The organism is Methanolobus zinderi (assembly GCF_013388255.1).
Taxonomy (GTDB): Archaea; Halobacteriota; Methanosarcinia; order Methanosarcinales; family Methanosarcinaceae; genus Methanolobus; species Methanolobus zinderi.
This window is the reverse complement of sequence record NZ_CP058215.1, coordinates 197379-223087: the sequence shown is the minus strand read 5'-3', so window position 1 is coordinate 223087 and position 25709 is coordinate 197379. Positions and strand designations below refer to the sequence as shown.

Sequence of the window (25709 nt, the reverse complement as noted above, 5' to 3'; positions counted from 1 at the left end):
ATGAAAACACGTTGTCAAAAAGAGGGATTCATATATCAAGCTATGAAATGAAAAACGAAGAGGACAAGAATTTTCAGCTTGATCTGCTCAGAAAAACACTCGGGTCCATACAGGATCTTGTTGTGGTTATAGACAGGGATCTCAGAATAGTTACAAGCAACTGGAAAAACTGCGATTCAATACCCTCCAGGGAAAAGCAGGGTCATCCTTACTGTTATAGCTGCCTCATGAAACGCAGCACCCCCTGTGAACCATGTCATCTGCTCGAGGTATTTACCACAGGAAGATGTAAGAAGTTCGAGATCGAGGATCCTCTTGACAGAAAGACAAAGGCAATTGAGCTGTCTCCCATCTTTGATGAGAATAACCGTGTCACCATGGTCGTACGCCATTCAAAGGACATCACCGAACGCAAGAATGTGGAAAAGATCCTGAAGATGAGAGAGCGCCAGCATGCTGCAGTGGCAAAATTAGGACAGCAGGGACTGTCCGGAACGGATCTTGACCTGCTCATGAAAGAAGCCGTGAAACTTGTTTCCCGGACACTGGATGTTGAATACTGCAGGATAATGAAGCAGGAGAATGATGGAGACTTTGTGATGCTGGCCGGTGTGGGCTGGGAAGAAGATCGGGATGAAGATATCTCTCAGGAAGAAAGTAATAACGGACAGAATATACTCTGCTACACACTCTACAACGGGGAAACATCCGTCGTTGATCACAGCGAAACAAAGGACAAATTCAGTGGTTATTCATTGCTCAGGGACCACGGGCAGGTCAGCGGAATGGATGTACTCATAGGCAGCAGAGAAAGGCCATTTGGAACCATGAACGTTCACACAGCCCGGAAGAGGATGTTCACAGAAGACGATATACATTTTGTACAGTCCGTGGCAAACGTACTTGCGGAATCCATCAATCGCAGGGAAAACGAACAGAGGCTGGAAAAATACACAAAGGAACTCGAGGATACCACCGAGCTTAAGGTATTGTTTGCGGATATTCTCACCCACGATCTTCTCAACCCTGCAAACATCATCCGCGGATTCACAGAAGAGCTCATCATTCTTGAGGACGATGAGAGTAAGAAAAAATTGCTTGACAAGGTTCACACAAACAATGAGAAACTCATCGAGATGATGGAATCCGCTGCAAAGTTCATCAAACTCGAATCTGTCAACGACATCAGTTTCGAGGAGCAGGATGTTGTACCCCTGCTTGAAAAAGCCATCAGGAATTTCAGGGACAATATTGATAAAAAGAATATCGATCTTGTTTTCAATCCGGCATGCAAGTGTAAAATTATGGCAAGTCCCCTTATCGAAGAGGTCTTTGTCAATCTGCTCAGCAATGCTATAAAATACAGTCCTGATGAAGGGAAAATCGTTGTCAGCTCCACAGAACTTGGGGACAGATGCAGGATACAGGTTACGGATTTTGGTCCCGGTATCAGTAATGAAGACAAACCAAGGATATTTGATAGATTTAGACAGGCTGACAAGGGCAGTGTCAAAGGCAGCGGACTTGGCCTTGCAATAGTAAAAAGGGTCGTTGACCTGCACAGGGGAGAGGTAGGGGTCGATGATAATCCTCTTGGAAGCGGTAGCATCTTCTGGGTAAACCTGAAAAAAGCTTAGATGCCTTTTTATTCTAAAACTGCTCCCAAAGGCTTTTTATTCCACGCTATCCCACCTATATATGAGTTTATCAGATAGTGATTTAAAATCGATTTTTAAATCGGGGGCTTTGAAGTGGAAGATGAAAGAATATCATATCACGATTCAGTTCGTACAGTATATAAACGTATAAAAGAAGATGGCATGACAAATGTCTGGGACCGCTACGTAGCACAGGGAATGGGAGGCGATCCCGACAGAAGATGCGCATTCTGCCAGGCCGGTGTGCGTTGCGACCTGTGCTCCAACGGACCATGCCGTGGCAGCGCAGCAAAGGACAAGCGCGGAGTCTGCGGTATCACGGCAGACGGAATGGCAATGCGCATGATGCTTCTGCGTAATGTGATGGGAGCATCCACTTACCACTACCATACAACACAGACCATAAAGACACTCAGGGCTACCGCAAGAGGTGAAACACCATTTGAGATCCGGGAAGAAGGAAAACTGCGCAGCTTTGCGGACAGACTTGGTGTGGACAGTAGCGGTGAGGTGAAAGATATGGCCCTGCGACTCTGTGATTTTGTTGATGAGGATTTTGACAGAGAGTACGATAAGCCAAGCAGGATAGTCGAACTACTTGCCCCATCAGAGCGTCAGGAACTATGGAAAGAGATTGGCATCTTCCCCGGAGGTATCAATTCCGAGATGATGCGGGCCACAAGCTCCTCCCTGACAAACGTTGACGGGGATTATGTGAGCCTGGCTCTCAAAGCAATGAAACTGGGGATAGCAATGGCCTATCAGAGCCAGATAGTCAATGAATACTGTCAGGATATGATGTATGGCATCCCGAGACCGCACAATATGCGCGTGGACCTCGGAGTGCTGGACCCTGATTATGTGAACATTTTACCCAACGGGCATGAACCTTTCCTGGGATTTGCCATGGTACAGCTTGCCAGAGAACAGGAGTGGCAGGACAAAGCAAAGGAAGTCGGAGCAAAAGGACTCAGAATTATCGCCAACATCGAGACGGGACAGGAAATGATCCAGAGATGGGAGATGGATGATGTATTCTATGGTTTCACAGGAAACTGGATCATGCAGGAAGCGGTGCTTGCAAGCGGCGCTGTGGACGTGTTCGTATCAGACATGAACTGTTCCATGCCCATCGATCCACTTTACGCCGAGAAATACAAGTTCAGACTTATACCTGTGAGTGACCTGATCTCCTTTGAGGGAGTTACTGAAAGGTTGAACTATGTTCCCGAGCAGGCCCGTGAACAGGCTGCTCAGCTTCTTCAAATGGGAATCGATAATTTCAAGGAGCGCAGGGAATCCGTTAAGCCCGTTACCGGACTGCCGATGAGGGAAGCTGTTGTGGGTTTTTCCACCGAGAGCATACTTGATGCGCTGGGAGGAAACCTTGATCCGCTACTGGATGCTGTCAAAGACGGGACCCTGAGAGGAATAGCTGGTATGGTCTCCTGTACAACCCTCAGGGATTTCGGACATGATAACCATACCGTGGATGTGGTAAAGGAACTCATAAAACGCGACGTACTCGTGCTTTCCATGGGCTGCGGTAACGGCGCCGTACAGGTTGCAGGCCTGTGCAGTCCCGAAGCAAAGGAGCAGGCAGGCCCGGGTCTGAAAAGCGTTTGTGAGGCGCTCGGGATCCCGCCTGTACTGAGCTATGGTACATGTACCGATACCGGCAGGCTTGGAGATCTGCTTGGCGCAGTATCCGGAGCACTTGGAGATGTTCCGTTACCTGATCTGCCGGTCGTTGCAACGGCTCCGGAATACATGGAACAGAAGGCAACCATCGACGCGGTATTCGCACTTGCACTGGGACTCTATACACACGTGAACCCGGTGCCGACGGTGACCGGGGCTCCTGACCTCGTGAAACTGCTCACCGAAGACTGCAAAGATGTTACCGGCGGATTGCTCAACGTGGAAACAGATACCGTAAAAGCGGTGGACTCCATGATGGAGCATATTGAGAGTAATCGTAAGAAACTGGGAATCTGAAAATTCCCTTTTTTATCTTTATGAAATATTCGGATCAAAGACTTCAGAAAAACAAATTTCAATATTTATATAAATAACGATGACATTTATATCTCCATGGAGATCCTCATAACTGATATCGTTGATGCTGCCCTGATAACCGGTGTCACTGCAGTTTTTCTTTTTGCTGACATCATTGCAAAGAACCATCTGAAAATCAGCCTCAAGGATATCGGTGCGGATCTGGCTCTGGGCGCGTTCGTGGTTCAGCTTGCTTTTCTTACAAATCTGCTGACGAACCAGCAGATGAGCTCTTTTAATGAGAACGTTCTTTTTGCGATCGGTTTTGCCATTATCTGGATACTATGTCTCTGGCTTCCAAGCAAAAGGGACATACTCGCCGATATGTTCTCATACACCCTTGGAATATTCGCACTTGCGGGAGCCATCATGCATTCCCTGGGAGCTCCGAATCCCACCGGAATTCTGATAGTGGCAGTTGCCTCATTCATCCTTTCGGTTATAGGTTTCCTTTTCGCAGATCATCTTAAAAGTGAATCAACTACCCAGAGATTCCGCAGCATTACTAAAAAGATGAATGTCTATGAGATGAACGAGAACTACAGAAAGATAGATGCAGGAAAATCTGGTACCGACCCCCTTCAACCTGTTATAGACATTATCAGAGGTGCCATCAGGGATGATGATACCCTGACAGCCACACGCGGAATACGCGAACTTGCGGATTTTGGTTCGGAACTTGTTCAATACAACGATAATACTTCCCTGGTTATCAGGCATCTGAACGCACAGCTTTACGGTCTCGGGATGCTGGCAGAAGAAGAGCGAAACAGAGATTTGATTGTCGAGGTCATTGATGCCTTCAAAACAATAGCATGTAGCTGTATTCAAAAAGGTATGGAAAAAAGTACGTTACAGGCGACCGAATATCTTAACAACTTCTTCAGATGGCATATGGACAAAAGTTTCTTCCCGACCCTTGGCAGGATAGAGCTGATCAAAAGAGCTGAAACTACCACCGATCTCTATAATGTGCTCAAAAAGAATACCATTACCTCACCAAGACACAAGTTTGCCACTGCCAGTGGAAAGATAGGTGAGAACGCTGCCAGGTTCAGGATGATAGAAGCAGCAGAGAGGTCTGTTGAACTTCTGAAGATAATTGCCCTGGATGCAGCATCCAAAAAAGACATCGATACACTTGAATATGTGCGAAGCGCACTCGTTGAAGTCGCAGCTACGGTCAAGGAAAACAAGATCGAGCATCTTGAAAAGCAGATAATTACAACCCTCAGGGATATCTGTATCAAAGCCGTGCAGGAATCATCTGACAGGAAGAAGAACGATTCGCTTCCAAAAGCCGTTGCAGCACTCAGAGATGTCGGAGAGATATTCGGGGAGAGATCCTATCCTGATGTGACAGGCTCCCTGAAGGATATAGGTATAGTGGCTGCCAGGAGGTACTCCGATTCCAAGGTCTCCCATGTGATACCCCATATTGAGCACTTCTGTCTGCTTGCTTCGGAAAAACAAATGGATGACCATGCATCAAGTTCTGTGGTTGCCATCATGGAGGTATGCAGGGCTTCTATAAGAGAACAGATGGTGGAATCCACAGCCAGATCATCAAAAACCCTTGCCAGCCTTTCAAACAGGGAAGACCTTACGATCTTTGTGAACGAAGCAGTTTTCGAACTTGGGAAATACAGGGAAATGGACAGGGAGATGTTCGCACTGTTCGAGAAAACCTACAACAACTCTGGTGGGAAGTAAAACCGGCTTTTCGAAGATTATATGTACTGTCATTGTATTCTAATATTGCTGAGTGGTCACGTTAGAGTTTAGCGGACCTCAAATTTGAATTTACTTAAATTTAAAAATAAAAGGCTAAGGCAGGTCCAGACCTGGAACTCAAAGCCTGTAAGAAGGGATTATTATGGAAATCAACGGAGTAGAAATTGAAGATACTTTCGCAGAAGCGTTTCCGATCAAGATTGCAAGGGTTCTCATCACCGCAGCAACAAAACGCTGGGCAGAGATAGCCGCCCTGGAAGCAACAGGATTTGGTACATCTGTTATCATGTGCCCTGCAGAAGCAGGTATCGAGAAGTTCGTAGGCCCTGATGAGACACCTGACGGAAGACCTGGTGTTTACGTCCAGTTCTGCACCTTCGGATACGAATCACTTGAACACCAGTTACTCGAGCGCCTCGGCCAGTGTGTGCTTACAGCACCAACAACAGCAGTCTTTAACGGCCTTCCGGATGCTGAGAAACAGTTCAACGTAGGTTTCAAGCTCAAGTTCTTCGGTGACGGAATGGAATCCGAGACCGAGATCGACGGCCGCAAGATGTACAGCATCCCGATCATGGAAGGAGATTTCCTCGTTGAAGAGAACATCGGCGCTGTAGCAGGTATCGCAGGCGGTAACTTCTTCATCTTCGGTGACAGCCAGATGACAGCACTCACTGCAGCAGAAGTCGCTGTAGATGCCATCAAGGACCTTGAAGGCACCATCACCCCGTTCCCGGGCGGAATTGTTGCAAGTGGTTCCAAGGCTGGTTTTAACAACTACAAGTTCATGAAGGCAACCGCAAACGAGAAGTTCTGCCCGTCCATCAGGGACAAGGTAGAAGGCACAGAAATCCCCGAAGGCGTAAAGGCAGTGTACGAGCTTGTCATCAATGGTCTTGACGAAGATGCGATCCAGAAGGCAATGAAGGCAGGAATTGAGGCAGCCATCGCAGTTCCAGGTGTGTCAAAGATCACCGCAGGAAACTACGGCGGAAAGCTCGGAAAGTACCAGTTCCACCTGAAAGACATCTGCTGAGGGTCTTTCCTTTTTTTCTTTTCAATCCATAATTCTTAGATGGTCATATTTTTAATTTCGAATATTTCAGCCCACAGGCACAACTTTTTTTTAAGAACTGGATTAACTGAAAGTAATTATGACAGCAATGCAGGATTATCTGAAACCCACATCCATCGTCGATTTTGAACACCCGACTGTAATGGAAAAAGCAAAGAAACTTGCAGTGGAAACAGAGGACCCAATAAAGATAGCAAGACTTTGCTTCGAGTTTGTCAGAGACGAGATAAAACACAGTCATGATTACCGCATGAATCCTGTTACCCTGAAAGCATCCGAGGTCCTGGAACATGGTACAGGCTATTGCTATGCCAAAAGCCATCTTCTGGCAGCACTGCTCAGAGCTAACTCCATACCTGCAGGTATCTGTTACCAGCGCCTGAGCAGGGATGATAAGGGAGCACCATTTTGTCTGCATGCCTTGAATGCTGTTTATCTGGAAGATATTGGATGGTACCGAATGGATGCAAGGGGAAACAAGGAAGATGTGAATGCTCAGTTCAACCCTCCCCATGAACAGCTTGCATATGAGATCAGAATTGAAGGAGAAGCTGACCTGCCTGAAATATGGACAGATCCGATTCCACCTGTTGTGGAAGTTCTGAGCAAGTACACAGACTACGCTGAAGTCTATGACAATTTACCTGATGTTCCATTGATAGCGAATAACTGTGACGAATAAACACAGGCGAAAAACGTATATCAAACTAATTACGCTCTCTTAATCGGGGGTAGAAAATGAGCGTAAAAATAGACAGAATATTGATAGCTACCGATGGTTCTGAAAATGTGAAGAATGCAGTAGACTGGGGTATCGAACTTGCAAAGAGACACGATGCAAAAGTCAATGCCCTTTATGTGGTGCCGCCTTCAGGTATCTCTCTGGCCATGCGCGGTGAGATGTGGGCCAGGGGACTGCATGAGCACCTGAAAGAAGAGGGTGGCAAAGCTGTTGAACATGTCAGCAACCTGGGTAAGAAAGAAGGAGTGGAAGTAGAATCCGAGATAATCGAGGACAGGGATCCTGCGGATGCAATTGTGGACTTTGCTTATGAAAATAATATCGACCTGATAGTTATGGGAACGCTGGGTAGAACAGGACTTGACCATATACTGCTCGGAAGTGTCGCTGAAAACGTTGTTCGTCACTCAAAGAAACAGGTACTTGTGGTACCGGTAAAATAAAAGTCTATAAAAGTTTTATCGGACAAAAAAGAAGAAAAAGGGTAAATTAACTTATTACCCCATACCGATAGCCGTAAGCCCCGCATTTATACCGCTCTGGATTATCTCCTGCGGATTGATGCCTGTTACCTCGAGCATGACATAGACTCCAAGGAAAGTCCCGATCATACTTCCAAGGTTTGCAAGCGCTGCCACCATTATGACCCTGAAGAGGTTGTTCTTCATCATATCCTCTGTGGACTCGATGTCAACCATTCCCTTGAAGTCATCTGTGGTTGGATTGCGGTATTTTGCCTCGGTAAGACCTGCAAACCAGCCTGCAGCCATCATTGGATTCAGGGAAGTGAGCCATGCAACTGAAAAGGCAGTTATTACAGAGTAAGGATGACCCCTTGCAAGGATGGCCCCTGCAGCACTGAGTACCCCGTTGATCACAAACCACCAGGCAAAGGCCAGCATCATGGTTTCGAGGGGAACTCCTGACAGGATCAGCAGTGCAAAAGTAGCAAGGGCAATTCCCACGATCACAAATCCAAAGACTTTCATTATACTGAAGCGCTTTTTAGGAGCTTCGGTGGCATATTCAATCTTTGGAAGGGTATCGGGATTCTCAATATATTTCTGGATACCTGCCCTGTGTCCTGCACCCACAACGGCGACGATTTTTTTCCCGCCTCCTGATGCGGCCCTGAGAAGATTCCTTGCCATATAGGCATCCCTTTCATCGATCAGGACCTTGACTGCGTTTGGAGAAGTCTCCCTGAACTCTTCAACAAGCATGGAAACGATGTCCTGATTTGTTATGGTATCCATATCGATATCCTTGGTACCGCCGATGCCAAGCACCGCAGCGATCAGGCCGCCAAGCATCTTCAGCTTTTCAACAAAGCCCATCTTACTCCAGAAACGCTGCAGTGTTACCTGCACATTCCTGTCTATAAGAAGGATCCTGGCTCCGTTCTCCTCAGCCGCATCCATGGCACTGATCATCTCGGCACCCGGCTGGATGCCCATCTCGTCAGCGAATTTCTTCTGTACATGGGCAAGCAGCATGTGTACTATATAGAAATACACCTTGCCTTCCCTGAGCAGGTCTTTCACAGGAATGTCCGTATTCTCGACATTACCCTTTAGCGAATCGTATCTTGCCTTGCACAGTTCCACGGCTACGATATCCGGTTTTTCCCGCTCTATTGTACTGATAACTTCCCTGACACTTTTCTCAGAAACGTGAGCAGTTCCCACTATAATTATCTGGGAAGGTATGTTTTCCCGATTTTCGGTTTCCTGACCTGCTGTAGATGAGATAATATCCTTTACAATGTCAACTTCTGTCTGTTCATTCGTCGACGACATGGAAGCGACACTCTCCGCAGGGTGAAGGTCTCCCGAATCATTCAGCTCGTATTCACTGAATGTGCCCTGCGAATCATCAAAATTACTAGATTTTTTCAATTCTTATCCTCTTAAAATATTTTGAACTTATTCGTTCAGTAACGTCATTGTACGCATGAGATCCGATCTTGAGAGTATCCCGACCAGCTCTCCGTCGCTGACAACCAGCAGGCGTCCGACATTATTCACTGTCATCACCTTAAACGCCTCTGATGCCGTATCTTCCGGACTCACCGAGATTATATCCCTTGTCATTACATCCGAAACAAGGGTTGCAAAACGGTCGGTCGGAATGATGTTACGTATATCTGTAAATGTCACAATCCCTTTTAAAGAGTTACCCTGCATGACAGGATATCCGAGATGTTTGTTCTCAAACATAAATTTTGAGAGTTCTTCCACAGTAATATCAGGAGATACTGTCCGCACGTCTTCTGACATGATATCACTGACATTGTATTTTTCCAGGAGCACGGAAATAGTGGTTGATTTGTCCTCCTCGGATGCGCCAATATATACAAAAAATGCTATCAATATAAGCCAGGGGTTGAAGAACAGACCCAGAAGCCCCATGAGAAAAGCAAACATCTTCCCAAAGCCTGCTGCATAATGAGTGGCCTTGACATAGCTCATCCTTTTGGCATACCATGCCCTGAGCAGCCTTCCGCCGTCCATTGGAAACGCAGGTAGCAGGTTGAAGAGTCCCAGCACTATGTTAATAGAACCCAGGATGTAGAACATCAGCCAGATTGAAGTCCCACCGTAACCCGAAGCGGTGGAAGCTAAAATATAGTTTGCACCCAGGAGAATAAAACCGATGATAAAACTTACCAGCGGACCTGCAAAGGCCATCCTCAGCTCCTGGGAAGGTTCCCTGGGAATCTCCTCCATGGAAGATACGCCACCAAACAAAAGCAATGTAATATCCTTGATCTCAACACCGTAGCTCTTTGCAATATAAGAATGCCCGAGCTCATGTAATAGTATGCAGGCAAAAAGCAGGATAGTTGTCAAAAGAGACAGCGCATAGTTAAGGATGACCGGAGTCGTGCCCGCAAAACCAAGCGGATACTCGTTGATCGAAAAGACCAGAGCAAAGACAGGAAGGATAAGCAAAAACGTTATGTGGAGTTTTACAGGTATCCCCATTATACTCCCGATCTTAAGTGATGACTTCATGCTTTGTTGTTAGATGAGCTTCGTATTTAATTTTATCCGGGGATCGGAAAAAACTCAGACAGAACTTTTTGATCCGGAATCTGCCTGTGTAATTTAATGGGGAACTTACTCAAAACTGATTACTTTCACCCTGCTTGGATCATAAGTATATATTATACATACAGATTTCCACTCAAGCACGGGTCTGATGAACACACGTCCTACAAGTTTCAGGGCATGGTGTCATCAGCCTCATCCCCTCAACTGTTTCTCTCTTCACTATTCTTTTTTAGATCTCTCAAGACCGAAGTGCTTTTTCAAGATCGTTAATGAACATATCAATTGTTCCGATATCAAGATGAGGCATGATCACAAGCCTTAATGCCTTCGGATCCTGAGTGATGGAAACATGCCAGTCATATTCGCTGGAAAGTTTTGTTCTCAGAGTCGTAGGATGTGGAACCTCCAGTGCCACAACGTTCATCACGGGATCGATCACAGGCCTGATACCAAGTCCCTTTACCCTCTCAACCAGATGACCTGTAAGGTCCATGCATCTTTCAACCACCTTTGAGTATCCTTCTACCCCCAGGAACTTCATCACAGCATAGGTCGCTGCAACCGCTGCACCACTTCTGGTCCCTGTGAGCGTGTATTGGGTATCCACTGTGAGATAGGGAGCATGTACCCTCAGATGATTAATGTACTCGAAATCCCTGAAAAGCAACACACCTGAAGGAATGGTACTAAGACCCATCTTGTGAGGATCAACTGCCATGGAAGTTACCCCCGGAAGGGAAAAATCGAATTTGTGATTAGCTGAAATGAACGGCAGTACAAAACCACCAAACGCCGCATCTATATGCAGCGGAAGAGAATGAGACAGTGCAATTTGCGATATCTCTTCTATCGGATCCACCTGCCCGAATTCCGTGGAGCCTGCAATAGCAACCAATCCAACAGTGTTCTCATCTATAAGAGACTGCATTGAATCCACGGATACTTTCATCTCATGATCAAGATCAGCCTTTTTGACCTCCATATCAAGGATATCGGCAATCTTGTCGAATGAAAAATGAGCAGATGCTGGAACCACTATATTTGGTCTCACCTCAGAACTGTCATAGTTTCCCCGATCCCGTGAGAAATTACGCATTGCGCGAACTGCCTGAATATTGGATTCCGTTCCACCGGTTGTAAGATAGCCTTCAACAGAACCGCAATGATATATATCGCCAAGCATCAGGATAATTTGCTTTTCCAGATCATGGGTACCCCTGAAAAGACCAAAATCACCCATGTTGGACTCGATGAACTGCATATGTGCCCTGACGGCAACCTCATGGGGATAGGTACACATTGAACTGAGAACCCGCTGATAGCTGAAGTCCCTTTTTTTCGCATCACTAAGAAGATAGAAGATTTCTTCTTCGCTAACTCCGGTTTGCTTCATTTAACACATGAATACTACCGGATGTTTAAAACTATTGTGTTTGAAGATTTGCCTGGTTCTTTTAATTTGAAGATTGATCATTTTGCTGATTTTAGCATACTGATTTTGTTGATTTTGGTTATTGCTACATCATTTTTTCGGATTTTAGTTTAATAGATTGCAAAATAGGTCACAACAGATGAAGATAGATGAGAAAAAATTTAAGTATTTGCTATATCGACAGAATTTTGATTGTTACGGATTTCTGGAATCCTGTTTTTGTCCTCTGGATAACTCCGGGAAGATTTTTTGGCTAGAGAGCTACCCCATTATTTCTACTGGAAGCCTATCTTTTTGTTCAGTGTGTTTAATGAAAAGTAATCTTTATATATCAGAATATCCATACTTACACTACCAGGTTTTTTTTGAAATTTTAAAAAAAGATGTTTTCATCTTTTTTTGTGCATTCCAGTTGAAATCATAGGGTCACTGTGGTTTATATAGCTTCCAGTTGAAACAAAGGGGTTAAGTTCCATAGGAAGCTCTGAAGGTTATAACCATCCTGTTCAGGATAAACAAACTCTTCTTAAAAAAGCTCTCTTTTGTCGGTTTTTATCTTTCAAGTTTAAAAAGATCTTTAGTTGCATTTGAAACAGGGGGGTCTTCACCATAAGCATTAATAAGCTACTCTTCCTATGTATCCTTTGGAACGGAGAGATAGATGAAAAACGCTCTATTATCTTTACGCTTCTAATCCCCTCAGAATAATGTTTAACTTGTGCTACTGAATGGACAGGGTGACAAAAATGCAAAATAAATCGTTGGATGGTTTGTTTCAGGAGTTATTGGAGAGCGAACCAATTTTCAAGAACAAGGAGGTCTTAAGACACTCTTATACTCCTGATTCTTTGGTTCACAGGGATGATCAGATCAACAGTCTGGCTTCCATCCTGGTTTCCGCTTTACGAGGAGATACCCCCTCAAATATCCTCATTTACGGAAAAACCGGTACCGGAAAAACAGCTGTTACCCGTCATGTGGGTATTGAGCTGGAAAGAAAAGGTGAATCCCTTGGTACGTCCTGTAAGGTTGTGTATCTCAACTGTGAGGTCATAGATACTCAGTACCGTTTGCTTGCCAACCTTTCAAGGCAGTTCGGTGAGGATGTCCCGATGACAGGATGGCCCACGGATCAGGTCTTTGCGAAATTCAAGGAAGCAATCGATTCTGAAAAACAGGTCATTATTATTATTCTTGATGAAATTGATAAGCTGATCAAAAAAGGCGATGATGTTCTTTATAATCTTTCTCGAATAAATACTGATCTTAAAAAGGCGAAGGTAAGCATGATAGGTGTTTCCAACGACCTGAAGTTCACTGAATTCCTTGATCCAAGGGTCAAGAGTTCCCTTGGAGAGGAAGAGATAATCTTCCCTCCCTACGATGCGGACCAGATCAGTGATATCCTCCATGAAAGGGCTGAGATCGCATACAAGCCGGATGCGCTTGATGAAATGGTAATTCCCTTATGTGCTGCGTTTGCCGCCCAGGAACATGGTGATGCAAGACGCGCACTGGATCTTCTCAGAGTTGCAGGTGAGATTGCCGAACGTGAGAACAAATCACAGGTCGAAGAGCAACATGTCAGGAATGCTCAGGAAAAGATCGAGATCGACCGCGTGGTGGAAGTTGTACGCACTCTTCCCACCCAGTCCAAACTCGCCCTCTATAGTGTCATGCTCCTGAGGAACAACGGCTACAGGAATGTGACAACAGGCGAGGTCTACAATGTCTACCGCCAGCTCTGCATTCATGTTGACATGGATATCCTGACCCAGCGCAGGGTGACCGATCTTATGTCCGAGCTGGACATGCTGGGAATCGTCAATGCGGTCGTAGTAAGTAAAGGCAGGTACGGCAGGACAAAGGAAATCGTGTTGAGCGTACCCATCACAAGTACAAAAAAAGTGTTGTTCGAGGATTACAGGTTAAAACCACTGGATGGTTTCAAACCCGTAATGACGACGCAGTTGCATCTGTGATCAGAAGCTTGGGAGCATGAGTCTCAGATATCCCAGATAGGGAATCTTGAACTGCGCCACACCAATCACCCATTCCTCTTTCACGGGCATGAGGTAACTTACCTGACCCTGCTGGTCATAATATCTGTTTGTTACTTCGTTGTCACCTTTTGTGATATAACCGGAATGAGGTGCTTCCGGACCTCCCTCCCACATGGGCTCTCCCTCTTCGACATAATACATGGCCCGGTGGATGATGGGTGTTACGCCTTCCTGTCCGTAGGGTTTGTACAGTATCACATCTCCGTAACTATCAAATGAGGTATAATCATCTGTTCCCTGGGCATAGGTCACGATTTGCGTTCGGTCGATGTCTTTGATGAATATAATGTCACCAACGTTCATATGCGGTTCCATGCTGCCGGATTCCACGGCGACCATGGGAGTCCACATTCCAAATACTATCTGTGAAAAAGAGGCAAATATCAAAACGGCTAAGAATACCGATAGAATATCACGGGCAAGTGATACGTAAAAGTTATCACTTTCTTTGAAGGCCTTATACTTATCCTTTAAGGTCATTTTATTCCTGCCTGAGGTTTAGAATATAAAAGAATATTTCAGGATTATGAATATACTTGCAGCCAATAAAATCTTAACGTATGGATCAATAATTGCAATTTTATACGTTGACATTCTTACTTTAAAAAAACACCCGGTCAATCATGAATGAAGTTGATGTCCTGACGGTTTTTATCGAAGAAGGTTACCAGATCAGCCCTGAGGCAGTGGAACTCATATGCTCCCACTGCTCACCCGAGAGGCTGATACAGCAGGTCCTGGGAAATATTGACACTTCCGTGCTGGTGATCGGTGTGGAGCATATCGACATAGATTCTGCTGCTGCTGATCCTGCTAATGAGTCAACCGACGGTCCTGTCACCACTTTTGTTGAAAATTCTGCCGACACACTCAGGATCCAGACAGAGCAGCCGCTGGCTTCAGTAATCACCAGTAGCGGATCGCCTGATTTCTTACTGTCCGATAATCCGGTATCTATTATTTCGGATATCTCCGATAATTCCACCTGTGTGGGAGAATACATGGAATTTGTGCAGTTCTTCAGGAACCGCTACAGCAGGCTCAGTGAGATCATACGCTCCAGGGTCAATGCAAGACCCATTGAGAGTCTGAATAAGAACCGGTCCCCAGGACTGCGTGGGGGCAAGGATTTTGGTGACGTATCTATAATCGGTATGATATCCGATATAAAAAGTACCAGTAACGGCCATAAGATCCTGGAGGTGGAAGACCCTACGGGTTCTTTTTCGGTGCTAGTGCGCATGGCGGACAAGGAACTCTATGAGCAGGCCACACATCTTGTACTGGATGAGGTCGTGGGTTTTTCCGGTGCGCTCACAAATGACGGAAAGCTCATGATAGCTCAGAAGATCATTATTCCCGACCTTCCCAACACAATGGCAAAAAAGGGTGGCAGCTTTGGCAAGGCAGTACTCACATCCGATGTGCATGTGGGTAGTACCACTTTTATGGAAGAACCATGGGAGCGCTTTGTTGATTTTCTGAGAGGTGATACCGATAACGAAGCTCTTGCAGCTATCTCAAAGGAAGTGCGCTACCTTGTGGTTGCAGGTGATCTTGTGGACGGGGTGGGAATCTATCCCGGACAGGAACATGAGCTCAACATCCCGGATGTGTATGATCAGTACAGAAAGGCCGCCGAATATTTTGATGAGATACCAAAGAACATAAGGGTGATAATTTCTCCCGGAAATCACGACGCAGTAAGACAGGCCGAACCTCAGCCCAAACTTCCTGAGTGCATCAGGGCCGATTTCCCGTCCAATGTGACCTTTGTGGGAAACCCGGCAATGGTGAATCTGGACGGAACGAAGATCCTGATATACCACGGTCGTTCAATAGACGATCTTGTGGCAGCCGTGCCCGGCGTCTCATATACCGAACCCACCAGGGGTATGGTGGAAATGATGAAGTTCAGGCACCTGTCTCCCATGTACGGAAGCCGCGTTTCCATTGCACCCGAGAAAAATGATCATTTCGTGCTTGGCCAGGTTCCCGACATTTTGCACTGCGGTCACGTACATACCGTGGGTGTTGAATGGTACAAGAACGTGCTGCTGGTAAACTCCGGTACATGGCAGGACCAGACCGAGTTCCAGAAAAGGATGAATGTCGTCCCGACACCGTGCCAGGTTCCGGTTGTGGATCTTGCGACCTACAGGACGAGCATTCTCAGGTTCGATGAATAAATTCTTTCATAATCTGAAAAATGGCCAGCCCGAAGGTTCAGCGCTTTATTTTCAGGAAATGCTTTATTTTCAATTTCGAATGGTCCATTGTCTGCTCGGGACAGATGGCAACACAACGCCTGCAGCTCGTACCAAGGCAGTGCTGACTGTCTATATTCGCAAACCTCTTGCCCTGCTCTTCAGTTATAACTACAGCGTCTTCAGGACATTCTTTTTCACATTTATGGCACAGAATACATTTTTCCACGGGTCCTTCAAGGATAGTACCTATATCCTTTACAATATCAAGGCCTTTTTTACCCACATCATCGATGTCCCTTGAAACACGTCTTTCGATATTCACCTTTTCGAGTTTGGGAGGGAAGGGCTTGATATTATACATTTTGATCATCTCATCATAGATCTCTTGGGGCATTCCCTGCTGCCAGTAGGAAAGTTCGCAGATATATATATCCTTGAATGTCTCGCTTGTGGCCATCATGAGGTGATCGGCATGTATTTTTCTTGCTATTTGCATAACATCGCATAGCCTGATAGGATCTACGGCAAGCTTTCTCGCAAGGCCGATGGAAGTGTTGCCAAACTGGACGATGTTCTCGACAAAACCCGGAACAGAACCTATATGCCTTGCTTTTTCAGCATCTACATATGTACCACTGGCTCCGGACATATAGACGTATTTCAGGTCGGAGTAATCAATACCGGCTTCTATCATCAGGGTCATATGGGCTGCCAGTATGGCACCTATTGCCTTGCCCACTTCTTCCACATCTTTATCTGTGATTATGATGCTGTCTCCGAGGATGATCCTCCCTTCGGGAAGATGGGGCAACTTCTCTGTGAGTCCTTCCTTGATTGCCAGGGCGATGGTGGAAATTACTCCCGTACCTGTAATACCCCTGGCCTGAGTATCAGAGGACTCTATGGTTTTGCCGGAAACCGGATCTACAAGGTCTCCCTTTACTGCTTCCATCTTCTCATTGAGTACTATAAGTCGCCAGTAATCACCCTCAGTATTAACATCGCTTATGGCTCCGGGACCTGCCAGCATACCGCAGTTGATACCCTGACCTTCAATGGCCGGACCGGCAGCGGCACTTGCAGTGATTATCTTTTCCCCGACCTTCAGTGCCATTTCCGCATTTGTTCCGTAATCCGTTACCAGGCATGGTCCGTCCTGTTCAAGAAAATCGGTTTCCATCATCATGGCAAGAGCATCAGCCCCGATCTCGTGTTTTATTGCAGGAGGAACTACTATCTCGCAGTTATTCATAGGATAGGTTTTTTTGAATATCTCGTTGGCAGGAAAGATGCGGGCATCCCTTTTCACATTATATACACCAAGATTTTTCTGCTTTGACTCTCCTGCATATGCAAGGTCCCGAATCTCTGTATTCTGGAAAAGGGATAATTGTATAGGGTTCCCGCAAACAGCTATTCTCTGTATGCCCGAAGGATCAACGTCAAATCTTTCCAGCACCTTTTTCACAGCTTCTACCATCAGTCCGTGGGCTACATCCCTGCCTGTGTTAATGGCAAAATCCAGATGGTCCATCACATTCCCACCGGGAAGAGGATGACCCATGGTAATCACTGTTTTGATCGTCTCCTGCTTTTCAAGGTCTATTAGCTGTGATCTGAAACCACTTGTCCCAATGTCCAGTGCAATTACGTACATGAGTTTTTCCTTCACAAAACATTTTGAATTATTAACCTTCAGCTTTTGATTTGAGGGCACTGAAATATATATTTTGTGCCTAAAATCCGGGTATACAAAAACATAGCCCTATAAAATCAAAAACATTTTCATAAAATGTACTATTTATATTTTACTATACAATAGTCTCTATTGTTCTATGAATATTTCGGCAGAGCTAAAAATTGATTAATACTTTGACTAACAAACAATATAACAGGAAATGTTTAGCTTAAGGGGGAGTTATATGGGAGCTGACATATCAGACAAAAATGATCCGGAGGTCTGTGAAAATACTCTGGATGAGGTTCTTGAAAGGGAAAAAGTACTTGAAAAAATAATAAACAATGGTCCTGTTATTGCTTTTCTCTGGAAGGCGGACGACACTCCGGAGGAAAAATGGCCTGTGGAATATGTTTCAGATAATGTAAGCCTTCTGGGTTATACAGTGGAGGATTTCACTTCAGGCGGCCTACTTTATGCTGACATAGTCCATCCTGATGATCTTCCTGAGGTAGAGACAGAACTTTCGGAGATTCGTGACGAGGGAGGTACTGTTTTTGTCAAGGAGTACAGGATAAGGACCAAGTCAGGAGAGGACAGATGGGTGAAAGAGCAGACCTTCATTCAGCGTAACGATGAAGGTGATGTAACACACTATCAGGGTACAATTTTTGACATAACAGAGCAGAAGAACAAGGAAATGGCATTAGAGGAAGCACTGAACAAACAGATGTCTCTGGAGAATGCCATAAACAATAGTTCTACCATGGTATTCCTGTGGAGGGCAGAAGAGTTTCTGCCTGCGGATTATGCTTCTGAGAATGTCTCAAGGCTTGGTTATTCAGCTGAGGACTTTATTCTTGGTCGTGTTAATTACAGTGACCTGGTCCATCCTGATGACTACGCGAAGGTCAGTAATAAACTTGCGGAGAAATGTGAGGATGGAAGTAACAGCTATACTCAGGAATATCGTTTAAAATCCAGAGACGGAAAGATATTGTGGGTAAGTCAGGGAACTTTTATCCAGAGAGGCAGGGCCGGGAATATAGATTATTTCCAGGGAGTTGTTCAGGACATCACGGAGCTGAAGGAAAGGGAGATCGAACTCAGGGAATCATTTGAAAGGCAGGCTGAACTGCTGGAAAGAAAACAGGCACTTGAAACGATTGTCAATCACAGCCCGGTGGTTGCTTTCCTATGGAAAGCGGGGTCGGACGATGAGATGGAACTCTGGCCTGTTGAATTTGTTTCAGACAATATAACCATGTTCGGCTATTCGGCTGATGAGTTTCTTTCAGGAGACATTCTTTATGGTGATATAATCCATCCTGATGATCTACCTGAGGTACAGGCGGAACTTTCGGACATCTGTGATGAAGGTGGTACCGTCTTTGTCAAGGAATACAGGATAAGAACCAAATCCAAAGAACAGAGATGGGTGGAAGAGAAGACCTTCATCCAGCGTAACGATGACGGAGTTGTCACCCATTATCAGGGTATTATTCAGGATATCACGGAACTAAAGCAAAAGGGATGATAAAGGAGTAAATTCTCCTTTATCAGATAACAGAATACAGCATGGAGGCAAACCCGATCACCAGGGGTCCATTACAAGGTCGACACGGTACCTGCTTCCGACCTCCGGAGGCAGGCCGCAGGGTATCCCTGGAGTGGAGACCAGACATCTTTCCTCGATCATGCCCTCGGATATTGTATCCGCATTGGGTGTGGCCTCAAATACCATGGAAAATTTTTTCCTGTCGTCGCTGCAGTAAGGTTTAATTCCCAGCTCATCCACAGCCTTCTGCAAAAATTCCCTGTTTGGGTCGCAGGCATAGACATTGAAACCCTTGTTCACAAGGTGGCATGCTCCGGCATAACCCACTTTCCCAAGACCGATGACAAGGATATCCTTTGAATTTGTCTCATTGAACCTTGAAGCAATATCTGCATATATCACCCCAGTGGCCACGTGGTTACTCACGATCTTCCCGTTGCGAAGGTTGTGCGCAATAAAAATATGGTCGTCTGCCATGAGTATGATGTCGGCGCCCTCTGAGACGGCTTCATAGTAACCTGTAATGTCCGGATGTTCGGTAATAAAACCCTCAAGGCCGAAATACTGCACGATAAAAAGCAGTGACGAAGTAAAGGTGCTGATTATCCCCTCACCTGCTGTTATTGGGATTATTCCTACTTTCGGAGAGTCGAGTTTTGTTCCGTACAGCTCCTCGCATATTCCTTTGATATTGAGGCCGGTGACCCTTTTGATTATCTCATCGTTCTCCTCAAGCTGTGCGGACAGGTTCTCAAGATCCTGTGGTGTTAAAAGTGCCATTTTATTCCTCCCGATTTTAATTCAGGTTTTCGATTCCAAGATGTTCCCTGACAATACCAAACCCTCTCTGTCTGTTATTTTCTGCTTCTTCCTTTCCCGGACCCCAGCTCATAAGAGTAAAGACCCGGATATCACCGATGCATTCAAAGATATCGAGCCCGTGAGAAGCGTGAAAAACATGATAATCCGTGCCCTGTGAGATCACATGCTCACCGACAGGCACAAGCCCACCTTCTTTCAGGGCAAGGTGCTCGAAAGTACAATAATTACCGTTAGAAACTATTCTTGAATTATCTGTATTACCAATACCACCGGAAAAAGCCTGCACAAGCATCTCAACAAGATTTATCCCTGAGGAATGGTAAACCACAGATGGTGTCTGGCTGGGAAACCTTGCATCGATCTCCAGCACTTTCAGCCCCCTTGGACTGTCTATTGCCTCAATGTCCATGATTCCCCGGAGTCTGAGATTCCTGGCAAGTTTGAGGGAGATATCCCTTAACTCCTGGTGATGGTCTATGGGTGTTACCATATGGCAGTCATAGGTCTCGTCCACATGCACCTTTGTTTCCTTTGCAACAGCGAAGTTCTCACCGTCACCCACAAGCTCAAGGGAGATGACATCTCCTTCCACGTACTCTTCCACAAGCATGTCAGGATCAAGACCATCCAGTTCTCTGTTGTTGTAAATGATAGAAGTACCCACACTGCTGCTCTCACACGGAGGCTTGACGAAATACGGAGGGGATGTAGGATTGTCAGCAGGTGTGGGTACGTCAATTGAATAGAAAAAATCCTTGGACCGTTTTTTGTCCATACTGATATGGTAGGCGTCAAAGTCAAAAAGCAGGGGACAGGCCAGCCTGTCTTTTATTTTTTTCAAAGATTCGATTGTCTCTATATTCTCATTAACAGGAATTATCGCGTCCACATTCTCTGAGATCGCGACCAGTCTATCAGGTTCCCTGATAACATCGAAGCAATGGAAAAAATCAACGGCACTGAGTATCAGGGGCTTTTCCCTGCGGTCCACAAGCAGAACTTTCATACCTGCCTTGTGTGCAAGGTATGCGACCTCGAACCCCTGCAGTTTACCACCTATGATGCATATGGTTCTCACAGGGCCACCGCCAGAGTTTCAGTTTTCCTTTTTTTTGCTTTTTCCAGTATCCTGTTAAAATCGTCCTGTCCTGCGGGCTTCATGCCCATATTTTCAAGTGCTTTAATAACGCTTTTCGGGTCCCGGTGTCTCTCAAGACCCCTATCATAGTTGACGACACCTTCGAGGGTCGAGTCAGAAGGTATTATGGATGTGACAACATTTGCACCTGCGTTCAGTCTGTGCACCATTCCCGGGATACCTTCAAGGTCAAGGGATGCCGGTATGAGCCTGTCAGGAAACATAAGTCTCAGAATAGCTATTATCTTGAGCTCTTCCATACTGGACTCAGGTGTTTTTTTCCAGAGAGGGGTCCCTTCCTGTGGAACAAAGGTCATGACCCTCACCATGTCAGGATTTCCCTTCTGCATACCCCTGAGTGATTTTATGGTGGATTCGATATCATTTCCAACGCCTGTGAGTATTCCGTCCTCGACACAGTATCCGATATTCCTTGCAAATTCCCTGGCATGCCGTCTTTCATCAAAAGATTGTCCGACCCTCAGTTTTCGGTAGAGCTGCCTGTCATGTGTTTCCTGGTAGAGTGCAAGAAAATCGGCACCGCTTTCGTAAAGCCTGTTAAGCGTCCTGTCATTCATCACACCCGGGGAGATCATGATCGGAAGGTCTGTTTCCTCTTTAACTATCTTCACAATATCCACAAACCTTTCCGGGTTGCTGTGGAAATAGGGGTCTTCACCCATGGTCAGGTCGACCATGTGAATGTTTTCTCCTTTGAGTGACCGGCATATGCCTCTTACTTCATCGGCATCAAGTCTGTATCTGTTTATATGATTTGATTCCCGGTAGTAACAGAAGGCGCATTTGTTCCTGCAGTGAGTGGAAAAGTAGACGAAGCTGTACAGAAAGACATTGTTCCCGAAGTAGTGATCCCTTATCTTCCTTGAAACATAGTAGAGCTTTTCGAGATCGTCTTTTTCAGTGATACTCAGAAGACCCCTGAGATGGCTGTCTGTGAGCTGAAAGCCGTTTAAGATATTTCCTGCAAGGCTGTCCAGTTCATCCTGTGTCATATTCTCTAACATTTTTCCCACCTCACAGGGTCGTGCAGATTCCGTTGTAGTACGACTCTGACCTTGCAGCACGCTTTATGTTCTTGAAATCATGTTTGACCTTCAGCAATCTCTCAAGGCCGAAACCGGCTCCTATCCAGGGTTTATCGACACCCCAGTCCATATCCATGGGTATTGGTCCCACAACAGCGGAAGAGAGTTCCAGGTTCTTGTGCATGACATCCATGGTCTCGCCGTAGACCATACAGCTGTCAGCCACGATCTCGTAGTCTATATCCAGGAAGTTCAGGAATTCATCGATAATAAATTCAAGTTCCTCTCGTGTACATCTGGATCCCATCTGACAGAAATTGAGCATGGTGAACTCCTCGAGGTGGCTGCTGCCGTCTGATTCCTTACGGTAGCAGGGTCCTATTTCAAATATCCTCACGGGGTCCGGTAATACGTTGTCGAATTTGCGCAGGTGGTTGTACAGACCCGGTGCAAGCATGGGGCGCAGGCACATGTTATCTCCTACCCTGAATATCTGCTCGGATAGTTTCTTATCCTCACCGACCCCCATCCTTTCCATGTATTCGAAGGGAATGAGTATCGGAGATTTAACCTCAAGGAAACCCATGTCCACGAAGAATTCTGTAATTGTCCTCTCAAGTTTTCCAAGCAGGTTCTCACGGCTGTCTTCGTACATCTGTCTGATATCTTTCTTTCTTTCTGTGCTAAGTACGGATTCAAGTTCGGCAAAGGAGCGTTTCTCCTTTGAGAATGATATCATCTCCCCGGGTCCGAGCAAAGAAAGTATCCTGTTCTTCTGGCTCTGGGTGAATTGCGGCTTTGAAGCTTTGGCAGGTTTCTGGAAAGAGTGATTTCCGGATTTCTTTACCTTGGGTTTTTTTGTGCGTGGCTGCGGTACGAATGTTTTTGCAGCAGCAGTTTTTGTCTGTTTTTGGGTCTGTTTTGCAGAAACAGCAGGTGTAGATGCCTGAACTGGTTTTACCGGTTCATGTAGTGTATTCTCGGACGGCAACGCCATATCAGGTATTTTATTTTCGTATGAATTGAATTGAGAAGAAGGTACGGTCCTGACCGATACTTTGACCTCGTTCTTTGAGATCTTCCTTGAGAATTCTTTTATTTTTTCTTCCGGGACGCGGCATCTTTTGCAGGGTTTCTGGAATTTGCGGTTTCGCAGAGACCTTGCAGCCCTGCTAGATCGGGAATTTCTCACCTTTACTACTTCTCCGCAATCCATTGTTATACGCAGGTTCTTATGTGATGCCTCACAGCTTTTTATCCCGTGGAGACGTCCGTTTCTGGACACCCAGAGGCCGTTTTTGGATATTAATGAGTCTAATGGCTTTCTCTCCATGCTTTCAGCTCCTTGGATAAGACCTTTTCTTTATCATTTCCTAGAATCCCAGAAATTCGAGTATCCAGCTGCTTCCGTTGCTTTTCTTGATTGACATATGATTTCCTTCCTTTGAATCTGTTACATGTTGTTGATAGCTTGATTTTTGAATTAGCAGGTCTTAAATATACAACCTGATTAATTGGTTTCCTGAAAGCTCGGTATCTAATTCACATAAGAATCTGCTAATCGGCATATATATATATTTCCGCAATGTTGGATATTTATAGTTTTTGCAAAATGCCTTTTTTATCTGGTATAAATACTTATCTGTCTGCAATCTAAATCATACACATAACAGAGATATCTAAGCAACCACCGGCTCTGTTAATAAATGTGAATGGAGTTCTGTGTTTAGTTGCGATATATGTATTTTTATTTCTCCTTACCAAACACCCTTTAATTATTGAGTACTACCTACTGGACAGGGGAACCATTTTTAAATCCATGATATTTTCTTGATGCTATCAGGTGTTATACATGGTTAAAGAAGAAATATTCAAAGATATCTCAAATGCTGTTGTATCATGTAAAAAGGATTCTGTTAAATCAACTGTGGAAAAAGCATTTCATGAGGGCATCCCTCCCGAGGTGATAATCGAAAAAGGTATTATCCGTGGGATGGATGAAGTGGGAGTCCTGTTCGAAAGTGGTAAGCTGTTCCTGCCGCACCTGGTACTTGCAAGCGATGCCATGGAAGCCGGTATTAGTGTGCTTGAGAAAGAGCTGCAGGAAGTAGAGAATGAAAAACTTGGTATCATTGTCATAGGTACTGTCGAAGGTGACGTGCATGACATCGGTAAAATTATTGTTTCCTCTATGTTGCGAATATCCGGATTCGAGGTATATGACCTTGGAAGGGATGTTCCTCTTCAGGACTTCATTGACAAGGTAAAGGAAACTCATGCAGATATGCTTTGCATTTCAGCCCTTACCACCATTTCACTGTCCCGTCAGAAAGAACTTATCGAGATGCTCATGGAACAGGACCTGCGTGATAGTGTAAAGGTCATGATAGGCGGTGCTGCTGCAAGCATGGAGTGGGCTGAAAAAATAGGTGCAGACTGTTATGCAAAAAATGCTGTTGAAGCCGTTGCAAAGATAAAGTCTCTTTTCCTGCAGAAGTAAAGATCATAAAATACCATATCGTATCGGGATATTTTGGCCCTTTGGATGCATTTGCTGGCAGATCCTAGATCACGATCTAAATTTCTGGTCAATACCAGCGAAACATTACAACGTCGTTATAATGATAAAAGAGCCTCGAAACATTTATTTCTCATTGATAAATTCAAGAGCAGTAGACACATTGCTTTGAGTTTATGATATATACTTTTCTCTCAGTGCTTATTGTAACTGACTGTATTCCGGTCTTAAGTGTTGTTTACCGGAGGACAAAGGTGACGAGGTGTTAGTAATGAGCAATGAAGAAATGTTTAAAGAACTCTCTGATGCCATTGTTTCCTGCAAAAAGGATGCTGTTATAGCAACCGTAGAAAAGGCAAGGGACGAAGGTATTCCGCCTGCTGAGATCATAGAGAAAGGTCTTGCAGCCGGAATGAATGAAGTGGGTGTTCTCTTTGAGAGGGGCAAGTTATTCCTGCCACATGTGATGATGGCAGCAGGTGCAATGGAAGCCGGTGTGGCTTTACTGGAAAAAGACATGCCAAAGGATGCTGCAAGTAAGAAGCTGGGTATTATCGTAAACGGTACTGTCGAGGGTGATGTACACGATATCGGTAAGTCCATCGTTTCCACAATGCTGCAATCTTCAGGATTTGAGGTTCACGATATCGGCAGAGATGTGCCCTTGCAGGATTTCATTGACAAGGCAAAGGAAACCAGTGCAAATATGATCGGCATGTCTGCACTCATGACAACCACACTGCCGGGCCAGAAGGATGTCATTGAAATGCTCAAGGAACAGGGCATGAGAGACGGTGTAAAGGTCATGGTTGGCGGTGCTCCTGCAACAGAAGCCTGGGCAAACAAGATCGGTGCTGACTGCTACGCAGAGAATGCCAGTGAAGCTGTCACAAAGGCAAAGGAACTGCTTCTTTAAATGAG

Annotated in this window: 20 protein-coding genes; 11 read left to right on the top strand and 9 right to left on the bottom strand. The window is 45.3% G+C overall.

The window, feature by feature from the left end; genetic code table 11:
- The first annotated feature begins 47 nt into the window (after positions 1 to 47).
- From HWN40_RS01050 to HWN40_RS01025, 6 genes are all read left to right on the top strand, one after another.
- The gene (locus tag HWN40_RS01050; RefSeq protein ID WP_176964019.1) at positions 48 to 1637 is read left to right on the top strand and encodes an ATP-binding protein; all 1590 of its coding nucleotides are present in this window, start codon (positions 48 to 50) and stop codon (positions 1635 to 1637) included.
- Between the two features lie 114 nt (positions 1638 to 1751).
- Positions 1752 to 3656, top strand: coding sequence for an anaerobic carbon-monoxide dehydrogenase catalytic subunit (gene cooS / locus HWN40_RS01045; RefSeq protein ID WP_176964018.1), 1905 nt, complete (start codon positions 1752 to 1754; stop codon positions 3654 to 3656).
- A 96-nt stretch (positions 3657 to 3752) separates the two neighbouring features.
- On the top strand, positions 3753 to 5429 hold the full coding sequence (locus tag HWN40_RS01040; RefSeq protein ID WP_176964017.1) for a hypothetical protein: 1677 nt from the start codon (positions 3753 to 3755) through the stop codon (positions 5427 to 5429).
- A 163-nt stretch (positions 5430 to 5592) separates the two neighbouring features.
- Entirely contained in the window at positions 5593 to 6486 is an 894-nt protein-coding gene (gene fhcD, locus HWN40_RS01035) for a formylmethanofuran--tetrahydromethanopterin N-formyltransferase (RefSeq protein ID WP_176964016.1), read from the top strand.
- Positions 6487 to 6604: 118 nt separating this feature from the next.
- Positions 6605 to 7207, top strand: a complete 603-nt coding sequence (locus HWN40_RS01030) for a transglutaminase-like domain-containing protein (RefSeq protein WP_218165475.1) — start codon at positions 6605 to 6607, stop codon at positions 7205 to 7207.
- 56 nt (positions 7208 to 7263) lie between these two features.
- Positions 7264 to 7710, top strand: a complete 447-nt coding sequence (locus HWN40_RS01025) for a universal stress protein (RefSeq protein ID WP_176964015.1) — start codon at positions 7264 to 7266, stop codon at positions 7708 to 7710.
- 54 nt (positions 7711 to 7764) lie between these two features.
- Here the strand turns inward: HWN40_RS01025 and HWN40_RS01020 are convergent, their stop codons facing one another.
- From HWN40_RS01020 to mfnA, 3 genes are all read right to left on the bottom strand, one after another.
- Entirely contained in the window at positions 7765 to 9165 is a 1401-nt protein-coding gene (locus tag HWN40_RS01020) for a TraB/GumN family protein (RefSeq protein WP_343044091.1), read from the bottom strand.
- 27 nt (positions 9166 to 9192) lie between these two features.
- A complete protein-coding gene (locus tag HWN40_RS01015; protein WP_176964014.1) occupies positions 9193 to 10284 on the bottom strand; it encodes a CBS domain-containing protein in 1092 nt (363 codons plus the stop codon).
- Between the two features lie 277 nt (positions 10285 to 10561).
- Entirely contained in the window at positions 10562 to 11716 is a 1155-nt protein-coding gene (mfnA, locus tag HWN40_RS01010; RefSeq protein WP_176964013.1) for a tyrosine decarboxylase MfnA, read from the bottom strand.
- Between the two features lie 785 nt (positions 11717 to 12501).
- Between mfnA and HWN40_RS01005 the strand changes: the two genes are divergently transcribed.
- Positions 12502 to 13737: an ORC1-type DNA replication protein gene (locus HWN40_RS01005; RefSeq protein ID WP_176964012.1), complete on the top strand. Its 1236-nt coding sequence runs from the start codon at positions 12502 to 12504 to the stop codon at positions 13735 to 13737.
- On the opposite strand, the gene HWN40_RS01000 is transcribed toward HWN40_RS01005, so the two are convergent.
- Positions 13738 to 14298, bottom strand: a complete 561-nt coding sequence (locus tag HWN40_RS01000; RefSeq protein ID WP_176964011.1) for a signal peptidase I — start codon at positions 14296 to 14298, stop codon at positions 13738 to 13740.
- 143 nt (positions 14299 to 14441) lie between these two features.
- Here HWN40_RS01000 and HWN40_RS00995 point away from each other — a divergent pair, with 143 nt between their 5' ends.
- Complete coding sequence (locus HWN40_RS00995; RefSeq protein ID WP_176964010.1) at positions 14442 to 16007, top strand: DNA-directed DNA polymerase II small subunit; 1566 nt, start codon at positions 14442 to 14444, stop codon at positions 16005 to 16007.
- 37 nt (positions 16008 to 16044) lie between these two features.
- Here HWN40_RS00995 and HWN40_RS00990 read toward each other — a convergent pair whose 3' ends face one another.
- Positions 16045 to 17685 (bottom strand): methylamine methyltransferase corrinoid protein reductive activase, encoded by a 1641-nt coding sequence (locus tag HWN40_RS00990; protein WP_176964009.1) that lies wholly within the window; start codon positions 17683 to 17685, stop codon positions 16045 to 16047.
- A 265-nt stretch (positions 17686 to 17950) separates the two neighbouring features.
- Here HWN40_RS00990 and HWN40_RS00985 point away from each other — a divergent pair, with 265 nt between their 5' ends.
- Complete coding sequence (locus HWN40_RS00985) at positions 17951 to 19243, top strand: PAS domain-containing protein (protein WP_176964008.1); 1293 nt, start codon at positions 17951 to 17953, stop codon at positions 19241 to 19243.
- Positions 19244 to 19300: 57 nt separating this feature from the next.
- Here the strand turns inward: HWN40_RS00985 and pylD are convergent, their stop codons facing one another.
- Genes pylD through pylS form a run of 4 tightly spaced genes read right to left on the bottom strand, consistent with a single transcriptional unit; the run spans position 19301 to position 23603 of the window.
- Positions 19301 to 20044, bottom strand: a complete 744-nt coding sequence (gene pylD / locus HWN40_RS00980; protein WP_343044090.1) for a 3-methylornithyl-N6-L-lysine dehydrogenase PylD — start codon at positions 20042 to 20044, stop codon at positions 19301 to 19303.
- A 16-nt stretch (positions 20045 to 20060) separates the two neighbouring features.
- Positions 20061 to 21164 (bottom strand): 3-methylornithine--L-lysine ligase PylC, encoded by a 1104-nt coding sequence (gene pylC / locus HWN40_RS00975; RefSeq protein ID WP_176964007.1) that lies wholly within the window; start codon positions 21162 to 21164, stop codon positions 20061 to 20063.
- A complete protein-coding gene (gene pylB, locus HWN40_RS00970; protein ID WP_176964006.1) occupies positions 21161 to 22249 on the bottom strand; it encodes a methylornithine synthase PylB in 1089 nt (362 codons plus the stop codon). Before pylB ends, pylC begins: the two co-directional genes overlap by 4 nt.
- Positions 22250 to 22259: 10 nt before the next feature.
- Positions 22260 to 23603 (bottom strand): pyrrolysine--tRNA(Pyl) ligase, encoded by a 1344-nt coding sequence (pylS, locus tag HWN40_RS00965; RefSeq protein WP_176964005.1) that lies wholly within the window; start codon positions 23601 to 23603, stop codon positions 22260 to 22262.
- A 519-nt stretch (positions 23604 to 24122) separates the two neighbouring features.
- Between pylS and HWN40_RS00960 the strand changes: the two genes are divergently transcribed.
- Both HWN40_RS00960 and mtbC read left to right on the top strand, forming a co-directional pair.
- Positions 24123 to 24770: a cobalamin B12-binding domain-containing protein gene (locus HWN40_RS00960; RefSeq protein ID WP_176964004.1), complete on the top strand. Its 648-nt coding sequence runs from the start codon at positions 24123 to 24125 to the stop codon at positions 24768 to 24770.
- A 289-nt stretch (positions 24771 to 25059) separates the two neighbouring features.
- Complete coding sequence (mtbC, locus tag HWN40_RS00955) at positions 25060 to 25704, top strand: dimethylamine corrinoid protein MtbC (RefSeq protein WP_176964003.1); 645 nt, start codon at positions 25060 to 25062, stop codon at positions 25702 to 25704.
- Positions 25705 to 25709: the final 5 nt, after the last annotated feature.